The 14,716-nt window shown below is 28.8% G+C and carries 10 protein-coding genes; 4 read left to right on the top strand and 6 right to left on the bottom strand.

Annotation, left to right across the window (positions count from 1 at the left end):
- Positions 1–199: 199 nt before the first annotated feature.
- Positions 200–2,977, bottom strand: coding sequence for a helix-turn-helix and ligand-binding sensor domain-containing protein (locus WHD08_RS00495; RefSeq protein WP_208889667.1), 2,778 nt, complete (start codon positions 2,975–2,977; stop codon positions 200–202).
- Between the two features lie 195 nt (positions 2,978–3,172).
- Positions 3,173–3,967, bottom strand: a complete 795-nt coding sequence (locus WHD08_RS00490; RefSeq protein WP_208889668.1) for a gluconate 5-dehydrogenase — start codon at positions 3,965–3,967, stop codon at positions 3,173–3,175.
- A gap of 361 nt (positions 3,968–4,328) precedes the next feature.
- Between WHD08_RS00490 and WHD08_RS00485 the strand changes: the two genes are divergently transcribed.
- Complete coding sequence (locus WHD08_RS00485; protein ID WP_208889669.1) at positions 4,329–4,688, top strand: hypothetical protein; 360 nt, start codon at positions 4,329–4,331, stop codon at positions 4,686–4,688.
- 9 nt (positions 4,689–4,697) lie between these two features.
- Here WHD08_RS00485 and manA read toward each other — a convergent pair whose 3' ends face one another.
- From manA to WHD08_RS00470, 3 genes are read right to left on the bottom strand one after another with little or no spacing between them, the layout of a single operon-like run.
- Positions 4,698–5,915: a mannose-6-phosphate isomerase, class I gene (gene manA, locus WHD08_RS00480; RefSeq protein ID WP_165730686.1), complete on the bottom strand. Its 1,218-nt coding sequence runs from the start codon at positions 5,913–5,915 to the stop codon at positions 4,698–4,700.
- 13 nt (positions 5,916–5,928) lie between these two features.
- The gene (locus WHD08_RS00475; RefSeq protein WP_208889670.1) at positions 5,929–6,336 is read right to left on the bottom strand and encodes a hypothetical protein; all 408 of its coding nucleotides are present in this window, start codon (positions 6,334–6,336) and stop codon (positions 5,929–5,931) included.
- 20 nt (positions 6,337–6,356) lie between these two features.
- On the bottom strand, positions 6,357–7,529 hold the full coding sequence (locus WHD08_RS00470) for a response regulator (protein WP_208889671.1): 1,173 nt from the start codon (positions 7,527–7,529) through the stop codon (positions 6,357–6,359).
- 177 nt (positions 7,530–7,706) lie between these two features.
- Between WHD08_RS00470 and WHD08_RS00465 the strand changes: the two genes are divergently transcribed.
- Genes WHD08_RS00465 through WHD08_RS00455 form a run of 3 tightly spaced genes read left to right on the top strand, consistent with a single transcriptional unit; the run spans position 7,707 to position 13,524 of the window.
- Positions 7,707–10,796 (top strand): hypothetical protein, encoded by a 3,090-nt coding sequence (locus WHD08_RS00465; protein ID WP_208889672.1) that lies wholly within the window; start codon positions 7,707–7,709, stop codon positions 10,794–10,796.
- Positions 10,796–12,013, top strand: coding sequence for a hypothetical protein (locus WHD08_RS00460; protein WP_208889673.1), 1,218 nt, complete (start codon positions 10,796–10,798; stop codon positions 12,011–12,013). The genes WHD08_RS00465 and WHD08_RS00460 overlap by 1 nt, the downstream gene beginning before the upstream one ends.
- Positions 12,007–13,524: a glycoside hydrolase family 2 TIM barrel-domain containing protein gene (locus WHD08_RS00455; protein ID WP_208889674.1), complete on the top strand. Its 1,518-nt coding sequence runs from the start codon at positions 12,007–12,009 to the stop codon at positions 13,522–13,524. The genes WHD08_RS00460 and WHD08_RS00455 overlap by 7 nt, the downstream gene beginning before the upstream one ends.
- Here WHD08_RS00455 and WHD08_RS00450 read toward each other — a convergent pair whose 3' ends face one another.
- Positions 13,525–14,709 (bottom strand): glycosyltransferase, encoded by a 1,185-nt coding sequence (locus WHD08_RS00450; protein ID WP_208889675.1) that lies wholly within the window; start codon positions 14,707–14,709, stop codon positions 13,525–13,527.
- Positions 14,710–14,716: the final 7 nt, after the last annotated feature.

Below are 14,716 nucleotides of genomic sequence, written 5' to 3'. Positions count from 1 at the left end.
TTATAAAATTATAGTTAAATTATAGTTAAATGGCAAAAACAGCCACAACAAAAAACATACATCACAAATAAAACGGCAAAAAAATGATGAATCCTCAATAAACACAAGGCTTACAGAATATGTGAAATATTAACCCAAAACATAGTTATATTACCCTTGTATAGGTGTTGTAGTGGTGAAAAAAAGTAGTGTTTGGGTATTAAATCTCCAAAATGTAGTTTGTTAAGTTCTCATCATGAGGTAAACCCATTTTTTTTCTTAATCGGTATCTTTTAACCTCAACACTTCTAGGAGAAATGTTTAATAAAGGAGCTATTTCTTTAGAAGATAGGTTTAACCTTAGATAAGCACAAAGTCTTAAATCGTTTGGTGTTAAACTTGTATGTTTGTCCTTTACTTTTTTTAGAAAGTTTTTATCAGCATTGTTAAATGCTTCTTGAAACATTTTCCAATCATCTGTATTGTTTAAGTTCTTATCAATAATCTTAACTACTTTTGAGATATCTTTATTCTCACTGTTTGCCAATTCAGTTTTAATAGTATTTAAAAAATCATTCTTCTTTATAATGTTCATTGTAGAACTTGCCAACTCTCTACTTTTACTCTCTATGTCTACTCTTAACTTATCATTATTAAGTTTCATTATTATTTGAGCACTCTCTAATTCTTTTAACTTTAATTCTTTTTGTGCTTTCTCTAATAGAGATTTACTTTTAAGTTTATACCTTCTTCTATAATAAATATTTATCAAAACAATAATGAATAAAACAGCTATTACATAAAATACGATGTATAGATTACTTAAATAAAAAGGGCGTTTGATAGAAAAGTTAAAAGATTTAATGTCTGCTATCTGATTTCCATATTTTCCTCTTACCTGAAAAACATAGTCTCCATAAGGTAGGTTCTCATATAATTGAGATGAATTCTCCGTCCAATCGGACCAGTTGTTAGACAGTCCTTCTAATCGATATTGATATTCGTTTTTTATCATTTTATCATACTTAGAAATACTATATGAAAATTCTATATTGTTGTGCTTATTCTCTAACACTGGTGCTTCTGTCAATGAAAGGGCCGTTTTTACACCATCTATCTTATTTACAAGTACATGTTGAAGGGAAATAGTTACGTTCTTTTCTTTTTTTACAAGAGCATCATTTAAGAGTAAATACCCGTGAGAAGTACCTATTAAATAATTATCTGCACTAATTTGTGTTAAGTTCTCGAAACCTAAAACATTATTTCTGATGCTACCAGCAATAGGAATTGCTTTTACTTGCGGGCTTAAACTAATACTATTAGAGGTTATAAGAAGTATATTATTATTAGAAAAACTATACAACGTGTTCTTTTGTTCCGCTAATTTTCTTATCGTTGTAATATTCTCTAAATCATTTATTTTTTTTGAAAACAAAGAATCTACTTTAAAACTACCATCAGTTTGTTTTTTATATATTCCTACTGAAGATGAGTAAAATAAATCATTACCAAAAGAAAAAACATTAGACCCATACCCTATTTGAGGAATGTTTATTTTCTTTTTTTTGAGCACTTTAGTATAGCTTTCATCAATTTCTAGTTCATAGAACCCTTTCAACTCATGATTTACATATAATTTATCGTTATAAAACTCATAAAACCGACTAGAAATATCGAATCCATCAATTTTATTTTTAAACTGCCAGCTCTCATTATCTTTTTCTAAAATAGATAAACCGTCATAACCACCTTGAATAAGAATATCCTTATTGTTTGGTACTTCTTTTATATTCCAAGTACCAAGTTCTTTAGTTATAGCACTTATTATCTTTTTATTTTTAATAACAAACGTTCCTTTATCATGTCCACAGAAAAGATTTCCTTCAATTTCTTTCAAAAACCAAACTTGACCTTCTGTATTTTCAATTAACTTAAACTTTAAATTTTTATCTTTAAAAAACAATCCCTGATTGGTCCCCAAATAAAGTTGATTATCAAAAAACAAAGAAGTATAAATAGTTCCTAAAGCGCCATCTTCATCTTCAAAAATTTTAAATGCTGATGATACATTTAAGTAATTTATACCGTTATCTAAACCAACCCAAATATTATGAGAATTATCTTGAAATAAAGAAAGTGCAGTATTGTTACTTAATCCTTTTTTTCGATTTATAGTAGACGTAATTTCCCCATTTTCACTCAGAAAAATAATACCATTAGAAATTGTACCAAGCAAGAAACTTTTATCCTCTAATTGAATGGCACTAAAAATTAAAAAACTGTGTTTATTTAAATCCGTTTTTACTTGTGTAACACCTGTTTCCTTTACCGTAACAAAACCTTTTTCTTTGGATAAAAAAAGCAATTCTTTATTATGATAAAAACAATTAATAATTTTATTATCCTTAAAAAAAGCATCGTTTGAGAAAACTTTTTCTTCTCCATTTTGGACAGAAAATAAACCTACATTCTTTTTTTGAAAAAAAATGGTATTATTTGATACAAAAAGTCCAGAAATAATTTCTTTAGATTCTATTATTTTAACCTCTTTAGAAACGGTATTCAAAAAATAAATTCTTGTATTGGATTTAAAAAGAATCCAATTTTGATAAAATTTGACATCCCAGAATTCTTCTCCTTCTTTTAATTTTATTGATAACTTTTCTACTAATGAGCTGTATTCTAATTGTCCTTTTTCATTTTTTTCCCAAAAGCCAAAATCCATAAAAGAACCTGAATAAATTATTTTGTCTTTAACTTTTACAGATCTTAAAATGGGGTTTGAAATATGCGTATATAGTTGCCACTGTTCTCCATTATATTCGAGAAGCCCACCATTATTAGCTACATATATTAAATTATCTTCAGACTGCGCTATTCCCCAATTCTGATTTTGACCTTTATAATCTTCTGCTGTAAAAATTTTAATTGGAGGTAATTCTTGTGCAAATCCAACAACATTAATAAAAAAAAATATAAATAAAAATCTATACATAACTTGTAACAATATGTTTGGTTACTAAATTACATTAAATATCATTAAACAAGACTAAAATCAATAACCTGTATGGTTTTTATTTTGATAATAAACCTCACTAATAAACAATATAGCAATCCAATTACCTTAAGCTCAATTATATGCTTGTGTTAAAAATAATTCTATTTTTTTAAGCTTATTATATCTTTTTTTTTACTCTTCGTTTAATGGTTTTCCTATGGTTGCCAAAATTCCACCATCAACATATAAAATATGTCCGTTTACAAAATCGCTTGCTTTAGATGATAAGAAAATTGCTGCTCCAGCCAAATCATTAGGATCTCCCCATTTTTTTGCAGGAGTTCTGTTTACAATAAAATCGTTAAAAGGATGCCCTTCCACTCTAATTGGGGCTGTTTGTGAAGTTGCAAAATACCCTGGACCAATACCGTTTATTTGAATATTAAAACGCGCCCACTCAGTCGCCATGTTTTTAGTTAACATAACTAAGCCTCCTTTTGCTGCAGCATAAGCCCCAACAGTATTTCTCCCCAACTCGCTCATCATAGAACAAATATTAATAATTTTACCAGATTTTCTTTCCATCATTCCACGAACTACGTGTTTAGAAACAATAAAAGGACTCACCAAGTCGATATCTACTACTTGCTTAAAATCTGCAACTTCCATATCTACCAAAGGAGTTCTTTTAATAATTCCGGCATTATTTACTAAAATATCAATGACACCAACTTCTTTTTCTATTTTTTTAACGGCAGCAATAACTTGATCTTCATCTGCAACATTAAATTGATAACCAAAAGCTGTAATTCCTTCTTTTTTATATTCAGCAACGGCATTGTCTACTTTTTCTTGTGATGAATTTCCATTCACAACAATAGTAGCACCTGCTCTCCCTAAGCCCATAGCCATTGCCATTCCTAAACCATGTGTAGAACCTGTAACTAAAGCTACTTTTCCTGTAATATCAAATAATGTTTGAGACATATTTTTATCTTAATTTTATGTTTATGTATTGTGAACTTATCTATATTGGTCTTTTTTCTTATTCTGATAAAATTAAAGAATAAAAACTTAACTTTTAATTATATTTATTTTTTTATGTATATCAAACTTTAAACTTCGTTTGTTTAAACAGTACTTCTCTTTAATTTAAAATAATTATACTGACTTCTAATTTAAATTTCTAAGCTAAATAAGCGTCTTGTTCGAGAATTACCATGGTTTATTTTTTTTATCAACTAATATTTTATAACCATAAAATAGTCTTTTAAAAACAGTAAAATTAATTATGAAGTTATAAAATAGCTTATTATTGTAAACTTAAAAGTCTAAACCGTTCAAAAAAATGACAATTCAAGATTTAGTTGGTACATATTCTATTATTGGTAGCAACCAAGATGTAGATGAAAATTCGTATAAAGGAGAACTTCACCTAACTTTAGATGAAAATGACAGAATTGTTGCCAAATGGAATATTAGTGAATCTCAAGAACAAACAGGAATCGGTTTTTTTAAGAATAACATTCTCGTTATCAACTTTAAATATGTTGGGTTTGAAGATGCAATTTATAAAGGAGTGGTGGTTTACAAATGCCTAAGCAAAGATATTTTAGAAGGTTTTTGGTCTGAAGAAGCAGGAGATCCTAAATTCTTAGGATCAGAAAATTGTTTTAGAGTAAAGCACTCTAAAACAATTTTAAATTAGTTTATAAATTTATTTTGGAACACTTGCCTTATAAATTTCAACCTCAGAATCTGTAGTAATTTTATACGTTGTATTCGCTTTTATAAGTACAGACTGCCCTTTATCTAAAGAGATAGTTTCATTATTCTGAAAAACAGTAGCAGCTCCTTTTAAAGCCATTAATATCTCTACAGAATTTGAAGTTGAAGAATGAGATACTGTTTTTGTCAATTCAATTTTACTTAATTCGAAGTCTTTAGCTTTAGTTTTAAAAACAACTTCTCCATTCTCTTTATTTTCCTCACCGAATAAAATAATAGGAATCGTTTCTTCGAATTTTGTATTTTTTATAAGCTCTTCAACATCTATGTGTTTGCTAGTTAATCCGGCTCTTAACACATTATCTGAATTTGCCATTAACTCCATGTTTACACCTTCTAAATAAGCATGTGGCACACCTGCATCTTGAAAAATTGCTTCTCCTCTGCTTAAATTTAAAATATTAAAAAAGTAAATAGAAAAAATACCTTTGTCAATGTCTTCAGAATCTTTATTATTTAATGATTTGGCTGCCCAATATGCTGGTGAAGATTTTTCTAATTCATTATTTACAAATTTTGGAAGAATTCTTTTTACCAAAGGTCTCAAAATTGTATTTACTTCTTCTTGTGAGTATTCCATCACTTTTTTATAAAGCCCTAAATAACCTTCTTCTAAGAAGGTATTTAACAAGAAACTTAACTCTAAAGTTTCTTTTAAGTTTTTTGCTAGTTTTTCACTTTCTAAAAACCCATGCAAGAGCCAAAAATCAGTTAAAGCCACCATTATTTCTGGCTTGTGATTTTCGTCTTTATAATTTCTATTATCGGCAGTTAAAGGAATTCCTTGTTCATTTTCTTTTTTGTACCCTATTTTAGCAGCAGCAATACTTGGGTGTACTTGAATAGATAGCATTTTACTTACATCTAAAACTTTGAATAAATATGGTAGTTTACCAAAGTCTTTTGCAACTTCAGCTCCTAAATTTTCTGTTATATTTTGTGCTAAAAACTCATCTAATGAAACACTACCTTCCTCAGTAATAACTTTTGAAGGTGCTTTTAAATGTGCTCCTAACCAATATTCTGCATATGTAGTGTTTGGCTTTATCGTTTCTGAAACTAAATTAGGAATGAAGCTTTCTCCTCCCCAATCATAATTTTGCACTTTACCTTCAATTCTAAGTAGTTTGTTGTCTAAGTTTTTCATTATATATATTTTTTCAACTAGTAATTTCGTTTAGCGAATACACGCTTCGCAACAAAACCCTTTCATTTTTTTTATTTATGAAATTTTCATCCTTAATACTTTCTAATTTCTTTTTTAAATTGTTTTTAAAAACACTTTTTGGGGTCGTATGCACAAATAACTGAACATCATATAAGTTAGACAAAAACCGCACCCCTGCTTTCATTGCTAACTTCAAAGCCTTTTCTTTTCTCAAGTTTAAAATAGAAATGTCAAATTTAGAAGATTCATTTAACTTAAGTAAGAAATTTAATATTTTATTATTGTTACCATTATTAACGATACATATTTTAAACTCTTTATTAAAAAGTGATTTAAAACGGATTTCCTTTAAAATATCAAGGTCATTCTTATTACATATTATTATGATTCCTTTTTTCATATTTTTTTCGATCAAATAGATTATGCTACAACAGTGCTTTTATGATCTTTTTTCCCACTTCTATAATGCCAAGCAATTTGCCCTAGTTGACCAACTATTTTAACAGAATCTTTCATTGATAGTTTAGAGCCATCAGCATGAATCCATCTTTTTAATGGCTGTTCACATAATATTTCTTTTGCTTTTTTTAATCCAAAATGCAGTGTTATTCTTCTAAAAATTTCAACATCAAAAATCCATTGGGTAACAAATTTTTCTTTAAAAGAAATATCTATTACATCTTTATGAAAAATTTTAGCACCACATTGGGTATCTTTAAAGTCCATAGAAAGAATTTTTCTAATGATATAGTTTATAGTCAAACTAATAATCTTTCTTGCTGATTCTTTCGTAATATTTGCGCCCATTCTACTAATTCTAGAACCACTTACAATCTTATAATTAGATTTTTCAATAGTTGAAACTAAATCATCAAAATCAGCTAAATCTGTTGATAAATCTGCATCTAAAAACCCTATATAATCTAAATCTTCTTGCTTAGCCATATATAACATGCCTTGCCTAACAGCTTCTGCTTTACCTCCATTTTTTTCACAATCATAAACAGTAATAAAGTCTTCTCTACCTTTTCTTAACTTATGTAAAACTTCTAAAGTTTTATCTTTACTTCCATCATTTACAAAACATAAATGATATCCGGTATTTTTATCTATATAATCTGTAAATTCTTTGCTTAGCAATCTTTCTTCTTCATTATAACAAGGTATTACAACACCAACACATCTTTGTTGTATAATAGTGTTCTTATATTTTTTTGTAGTATCTGTATTTTCTGGAAGGCCAATTAATCTTTTTGTTCTTAACCCAACCTCTGTTAAACTTAGAGGTTTTTTCATATAATCATTTACACCTAAATCAAAGCCTTTTGTAATCATGTCATCATCTGTATTACCAGATAAAATCATAATTGGTGTATTAGATTTTTTAACTTCTCTAATATGCTTTACAACCTCTAAACCAGAAATAGTTGGCATATTAATATCAACAATCACTAAATCTGGTTTAAAAGAATTGTACAATTCAATTCCTTTTAAAGCATCTGTTTCTGTTAATACTTCATACCCCATTTCTTTTAACCTACTTTCTAAAGGTATTAGAACTAATTTTTGATCATCAATAGCTAAAATTCTCATAACGATATTTTTATATTACTTATTTACACCTCAAAAATACTTTTGTTTTATTTTTATTCTATAATAAGATCTTTAAAGGTTGATTAATTAGGATGAAAGGTAAGTTACTTTAGACAAATAAAAAAAACTAAGTTTAAAATTTTTACCTTTACATGATTATAAGTCAGAGATCTATTAATGAAAGAAAAATCTAATAAATACTTAATTACTGCAATTCTATTGGCAGTTCTTTTTCATGGTTCTACTATTTTCTTTACATTAGAAACTACCTATGACGCTTTAATTCATTTATTTTTTGCAGATCATTATGCAACTAGTTGGTTTGAACCCTGGAATTATAAATGGTATACAGGCTTTACGGTGCAGAGTTATCCTCCATTGGTGCATCAAACAATTGGAGCTTTATCGTTAATAGGAGGCTTAAAATTTGGAATGTTTACAGTGGCTATGATAGCCATTGTTCTATTTGTTACTGGAGCTTACAGGTATTCTTTATTAATAACATCTAATAGAACTGTTGCCGGTTATGCTGCTATTTTAGCTGTTTTTTCTTCTTCTTTTGTAGAGACTTTGCATATTTTTGGTCAATTACCCAGTATTATAGGTGTTTCTGTTTTAATGCATTCGTTACCCGAAATATACCTATGGCTTAAAACAGGAAAATATAAATTTTTCTTTACTTCTCTTTCCTTAATCGCTGTTACCGTTACCTCTCATCATGTTACTCCTATCTTTGGAATGTTATTTTTTATATTTCCTTTAATAGGAACGGTTATTATGGATGTTGCTAGAGAAGAAGTTAACTCTTATAAAGAAGTTACTTTATCTTTATTTCTAAAAACATTTATGAAACAATTGAAGAAAAACCTTGCATTTGGGTTCTCTTCACTATTCCTTATAATATTTTGTATTTTTCCCTATTGGATGAATTCAAAATTAAACCCAATAACACAAGTACCTATTCCTCATGGATCTAGAGATAGCTTTATAGATGTTACATCTTCTGGTTTGGTATTTTTTACAATTCCATGGGGAATTTTATTATTCATTTTTCCTTATATATTTTACAGATACTTTAGTAAAAGATATTTATTTTTCGGATTGTCTTTTACCATGTTAGTTATTTTGGGAACAGGTGGCACAACACCAATACCTAAAATGATTTTAGGTGAAACGGCCTTTAATATTTTAACCTTAGATAGGTTTACACTTTGGGGTTCAATCATGTCTATTCCTATATTTGGAGAGTTTATCTATAGGTTTGTAGAAGGAGATTTAAAAGTTCTAATACAAGAACGATTTGGTGCCGTTTATCACCGTTTATTAGGAGGACTATTGGCCGCTTTTTATGTTTCTATGGTAATTTTCACCATGAGTTTGGGATATTTTAGACCTTCTCAACCTCAAAAGATAAAAATGCTTCCTATTGTAAACTTTCTAAGTCAAGATTCTCATGATCATTGGAGGTATTTAACGTTGGGTTTTGGAGATCAAATGGCGTGGTTAGCAGCCCAGACAAACGCAATGAGTGTAGATGGTAATTATCATTCCGCGAGGCGCTTACCCGAACTAACAACAAGACCTATAGAACGTTTAGAAAACTCAAAGTTTAAAGGAGTTGCTGGTATTGGTTCTTTGCAACAATTTTTAACCACACCTGAAAAATATAATTTAAAATATATTTTTTCTAATGATAAATTTTATGATCCTGTATTATTTTTCTGCGGATGGCAGCGTTTATCACAATTAGAAAACGGTATTATGGTTTGGGAAAAATTAAACGTACCTCCTATTTCATCTATTTTACCCAAAGAAGATGTACCTGCTTGGGTAAAAATAATTTGGGGGATCATTCCTTTTTTAACTGTACTTATTGCATTTATTTTAAATATACAGTCGTTATTTGTTCATAGTTTAAAAACAAAATTTAAAGCTGTTCCTGTTTACTTTAAATTTAAAGTTGATTACAATAAGTTTCCTAGAATTGTATTAAAAGCATTTCATATCTGGGCAGTTATTTTAATAATCACAATTGGTTATGCGTGCTATATGTTTTATATTAAAAACGATACACAAAGATCTCCAGAAAATGTAGTAAAAGCTTATTATGACGCTGTCGATTTTAAAGAGTTGAATAAAAGTTATACCTACATAGATCCAAAAGATGAGCTTACAAGAGCACAATATTTATTAGAGATATCTGTTACAGATGGTTTGTTAAGTTCCTATGCAAAGTTAGATGCTATAACCACAGAGATTATAAAGCAGACAGATAGTTTGGCCACATTAAAGGTAGAAACAAAATGGATTACTCCATTAGAAAAATTATCAAAAACTGAATTTAAAACAACTGTTAAAAGAAACAGTAAGTGGTATTTAAAACCAACAAGAAAATCGATAGATTTACCACCAGATCAATTATATTCTAAGAATTCTACAGGTTATTTTAATCAAGGAAGAAGAAGAATTACCACAGAACAAACCCATCACGAAGATGTTTTAAAACAACCTGTTTTAGAAATTGTTTCTGCTAAACTAATAAAGTTTAACAAACGTTATGCTATTATTGGAGAAGTACAAAATATAGATAATGTTCCATCAGACGTAGTCTTAAAAGGGACACTTTATAATGATGAGAATAAAGAATTGGCTACTTATAATGCAAAACACATTTTAAAACACAAATTAATGCCAAAAGAGATTAGTGCTTTTAGAATTAATTTTGAGGGTATTGCTTGGTCTAAAACAAAAGATTCTATTCCTAAAACTTTTAATCCAGACGAATTTACGCCTGTAGAACTCAGTGAGCAACCAACTAAATTTAACTTACAAGCTGCAGGAAATACTACAAATTCGGACTTGTTTAAGGATATTGTTTTAAGTGAAGTAAATATAAAACCAACTAGCATAAGCGGAACTTTATTTAATAGTGGAATTCAAGAAATTACGGTTCCTCAATTAATTATTACATTTTATAACAAGGATAAGGAAATGATTTGGGTGGATAATTTATTTTTAAAAGAAGGGATACGACAAGAAAGAAAAATTCGTTTTAACTATGCTATTCCTCTAAACCCAACCATTAAAACAATAAGTAAAAATATGGATTTTTGCTTTGTAAACGGTTTACCAAATAAAGATATTGCTTCTAAAATAATGCCAAATAGAATAAAAAACCATACTATTGGTAAACTACAAAAAGTAATTCATCCACTTTTTAGTTATGTTAGAATAGAATTAAGTATGTATATCGGTAATCCTAAATAATGAAATTAAAACAAGTATTTTTTCTACTTCTTTTTCAATTAGTTATTGTTTCTTTTTTTGCACAAGAAACAATAACTAAAAAACCTGCTATTTTATTAGTATCAACAAAAGCAAATTATATAGTTGGTGATAAAATTTCACTCGATTTTAAAGTTAAAAAAGATACCACATTTCAATTATATTGTTCTAACAGTTATGGTGCTACATTAATAGAATCTAAAAGTATCAATAAAAAAGTTACATTTAAAATCCCCGATTTTTTAACAAGAAAAAGAGGAATACTTTCTTGGAAAACCACACAAACAGATACCATAATTTCAGGGAACATTTCTATTTCACCTCTGCAAGAACCAACATCCATAGAAACTTATTTAGGCCCGCCAAGTATAGATGCAGGTGATACCGATTACACAATGTTAGTGGTAATACCAACAGATAGCTTAGACAATCCTATACCGAATAATAGTAAGGTGGGTGTAAAGTATCAATTTCTAAAATCTGAAAAAACTGAAGCTATTTTTACAGATAAGCTAATTGGTCATAAAAATATTTATGCTCCTAAAAAAAATGGTAGAATGATTATTTCCTCTGAATCTTTCGGTTTAAATTCTAAAGAATTTGATGTAAATGTAATGCCAGCAATTGCTACTAACTTTAAACTTTATCTTCGTAGAAATCATGAGTATGCAGATGGAAATCAAATAACAACTTTTTTTACGTCAACAATAAAAGACAAAAATAAAAATATTATTAGCGATGGTAGTTATATTGAATTTTACATTACGAATAAAAAAGGAAATATTTTAAAAACTGCTGGTACTACTGTAAACGGAGTCGCACACGCAAAAATTATACATCCAGATTTTGAAGATACTTGGAAGGTGCAAGCCTATTTTATTGGCATTGCAGAAAGCAACACAATAACAGTAAAGTATAAAAAAGTTGTTGAAGATTATATCGTTTCCTTTTTAGACAAGAATAGAAGTATTAAAATTGGTCCATTAAAAAGTTTTATGAATCAAATCATTCCAGATGGTTTATCTGTAAAACTATCTATTTATAAAAACAACGTACTTATCAAAGAAAAATATAATGAGTCTTTAAACGGGATAGCCATTTTTTACTTAGATCCTAATATTTTTGAAAATGATGTTTACGATTTTAGTATTGAAACTGCGGGTCTTAAAAAAGATTTTAAAAGTATTAAGTTATGGTAAAAAGAAATAAACAAATTCTTAGAGGAGTGTTAATGCTAACTTACCTAGCAATAATTGCCGTTCTTTTATTCTTGGTAAGCTCTTTATACAGTTTTTTAAACACTGGTGCAGATAGAAGCAAAATGTTGCATACAGAAGTTAAAAAAGTAGAACAATACTTACCTAAAGTAACATGGAAAGATGATGGTAATGAAGGCAGAAAAATAAGTGCTCAAAAAATTGCTGCCGTGCAAAACGATTATTTAGATGCTTGGTATGTAAAGCAAATTGCTTACAAAACAAACACAAGAGTTGGTATAGAAGATTATTTTACCAAAAGTGCAAGAAAAAATATTTATGCCAATTTAGATTACAACAAACTCAACAAAACGTCTATAGAAGCTACCACATTAGAACATAATTTAGACATCGAGTTTTTTAGTGAAGACGGACAATTAATTGTTTTAAAAGACACCAATGCAATCGAATATAAAAAGGTTTTTAAAGATGAAAAGTTAATCTTAGAAACTACGGAAGTTACTTCTTATAAATATGTATTATTATTAGAAGATGGATTTTGGCGCGTAAGACACATGGTAAAAGAAGCTTCGGAAAATTTTAAAAATACTCCTGTAAAAAGATCTTTAGAATTTGCAGATATTAAAGGGATCAATTATTACCCACAAGCAACCCCATGGAATATGTACGGTGATGAATTTGATATTGATATTATAAAAAACGATTTTAAAATTATAAAAGAGGCAGCATTAAATTCTATTCGAATTTTTGTGCCTTATGAAGATTTTGGTAAAGCAAATGTAAAACCAGAGAAACTAGAAAAACTAAAAAAAGTATTAGACACCGCATTAGCAGAGAACCTAAAAGTTGTGGTTACTTTGTTTGATTTTTATGGAAATTATGATGTTTTAGACTGGACATTGAACCAAAGGCATGCAGAAAAAATTGTAGAAACTTTTAAAGAGCATGAAGCTATTTTAGCTTGGGACGTAAAAAATGAACCTAATTTAGATTTTAACTCTAGAGGTAAAGAAAATGTAACCGCTTGGTTAGATTTTATGATTATTTTGATAAAAAATATTGATAAAAAACATCCCGTAACCATTGGTTGGTCTAACACCAAAAGTGCCACTATTTTAAAAGACAAAGTAGATGTTGTTTCTTTTCACTATTATGAAGACTTACTTAATTTTGAGGATGAATATTTAGCCTTAAAAGAAGAAATAAAAGACAAACCTATTGTATTACAAGAGTTTGGACTATCGTCTTACGGCGGTTTTTGGAGGCCTTTTGTTGGTTCTGAAGAAAAACAAGCTAACTATTATAAAGAAATACAAAAAGTCCTGACAAAGAACTCTGTTCCTTTTATGTCATGGACTTTATATGATTTTGATGTGGTTCCTAAAGAGGTTTTAGGCCGATTGCCTTGGCGAACTAATCCACAGAAAAAATTTGGTTTTATAAATAATAAAGGGGGAAAAAAATTATCCTATAAATACATTTCTAAAGAATAATTATGATTTCTTTTTGGCTATTATTTTATCAAATTCTTCTAAATAAATATCTGTAATTCTTGACATAGGGAACGCCGTTGCTGCTTTGTAATTTGCTTCACCAAGTTCTATTCTATAGGTATCATTTGTTACAATTGCTTTAATTGCATTTGCCAAACTTGTTACACTTTCTGGTTCAAAAAATTCACCTCTATAACCTTCATCTTCAATTAAGGTTGCTAAATCTCCTAAATTAGGCATTACCACTGCTCTACCATAACTTCCTGCTTGGTGTAATACTCCAGAACTTCCGGTTGTAGACGTATAAGGAAAAACAACTACAGCACTTTCTGTAAACAACGGTTCTACTTCATTTTCTTCTACATACCCAGTAAACGTAAGTTGTGGTACATGTTTGTAAGTTTCTTGAGCATTCTCTAAATAACCAGGTACATTTGGGTTGTCTGTACCAGCAATTACAATTTCTAAATCTAAACCTGTTTCTTTTCTTACAATTTCTACAGCTTCAATCATAGATTCTACTTTTTTGTAGGTTCCGAACTTTCCGAAAGTCATAATCTTTAAAGGACCTTCAGGTAATTTTTGTGATGGATTTTCTGGAATTTCAAAAGTTCCGTGAGGAATCATTTTTACATTATCAACCTTATATTTATCAACTAAAGTAGTTACATATTTATCCATTGTAACCGCAACTAAATCTGCTTTTAAGATCAATTTTGTTAAGGATGTACCAATAAAATTATATATTTTTTGAGCTAGTTTATTAGAGGTAAATCCAGCACTATCTAAATCTACTTGTTCTAAAATATTATGTAATAAAACAATGGTAGGTATTCCTTTCACTTTACAAATTAATGGCAATGTCAACCCCAAAGCAGCAACCACTTTCTTGTCTCCAAACTTCATAAATTGCAAGTTGAATAAAACAGCATCTGGCTTTGTTTGATTAATTGCTTTTATAACATTATTCGTATTAGCGTAGCTATTAAATTGCCAACATTCTTTTACCGTAATTTTACAACCATCTGCTTTAAAATTAATTTCTTTTTCACCTGGAGTTTCATCGGTTAAAAGAATTAATTCTGTAACCTTTTCTTTCAACCTAAAACTTTTAACTAAGTGATATGCATATTCGTTTAAGGTTACTTTACTTGGTGGATACGCTGTTACGATTGCTAATTTCATATTGTTT

Source organism: Polaribacter sejongensis, from assembly GCF_038024065.1.
Lineage (GTDB): Bacteria > Bacteroidota > Bacteroidia > Flavobacteriales > Flavobacteriaceae > Polaribacter > Polaribacter sejongensis.
This window is presented reverse-complemented; position numbering and strand designations above follow the sequence as displayed.

Bases quoted from the DNA above. Each gene is read 5' to 3' on its own strand.
- WHD08_RS00475 (WP_208889670.1), bottom strand. From the start codon at position 6,336: ATGAAAAAAGGAATCATAATAATATGTAATAAGAATGACCTTGATATT.
- WHD08_RS00460 (WP_208889673.1), top strand. From the start codon at position 10,796: ATGAAATTAAAACAAGTATTTTTTCTACTTCTTTTTCAATTAGTTATT.
- WHD08_RS00490 (WP_208889668.1), bottom strand. From the start codon at position 3,967: ATGTCTCAAACATTATTTGATATTACAGGAAAAGTAGCTTTAGTTACA.
- manA (WP_165730686.1), bottom strand. From the start codon at position 5,915: ATGAAAAACTTAGACAACAAACTACTTAGAATTGAAGGTAAAGTGCAA.
- WHD08_RS00465 (WP_208889672.1), top strand. From the start codon at position 7,707: ATGAAAGAAAAATCTAATAAATACTTAATTACTGCAATTCTATTGGCA.
- WHD08_RS00485 (WP_208889669.1), top strand. From the start codon at position 4,329: ATGACAATTCAAGATTTAGTTGGTACATATTCTATTATTGGTAGCAAC.
- WHD08_RS00450 (WP_208889675.1), bottom strand. From the start codon at position 14,709: ATGAAATTAGCAATCGTAACAGCGTATCCACCAAGTAAAGTAACCTTA.
- WHD08_RS00455 (WP_208889674.1), top strand. From the start codon at position 12,007: ATGGTAAAAAGAAATAAACAAATTCTTAGAGGAGTGTTAATGCTAACT.
- WHD08_RS00495 (WP_208889667.1), bottom strand. From the start codon at position 2,977: ATGTATAGATTTTTATTTATATTTTTTTTTATTAATGTTGTTGGATTT.
- WHD08_RS00470 (WP_208889671.1), bottom strand. From the start codon at position 7,529: ATGAGAATTTTAGCTATTGATGATCAAAAATTAGTTCTAATACCTTTA.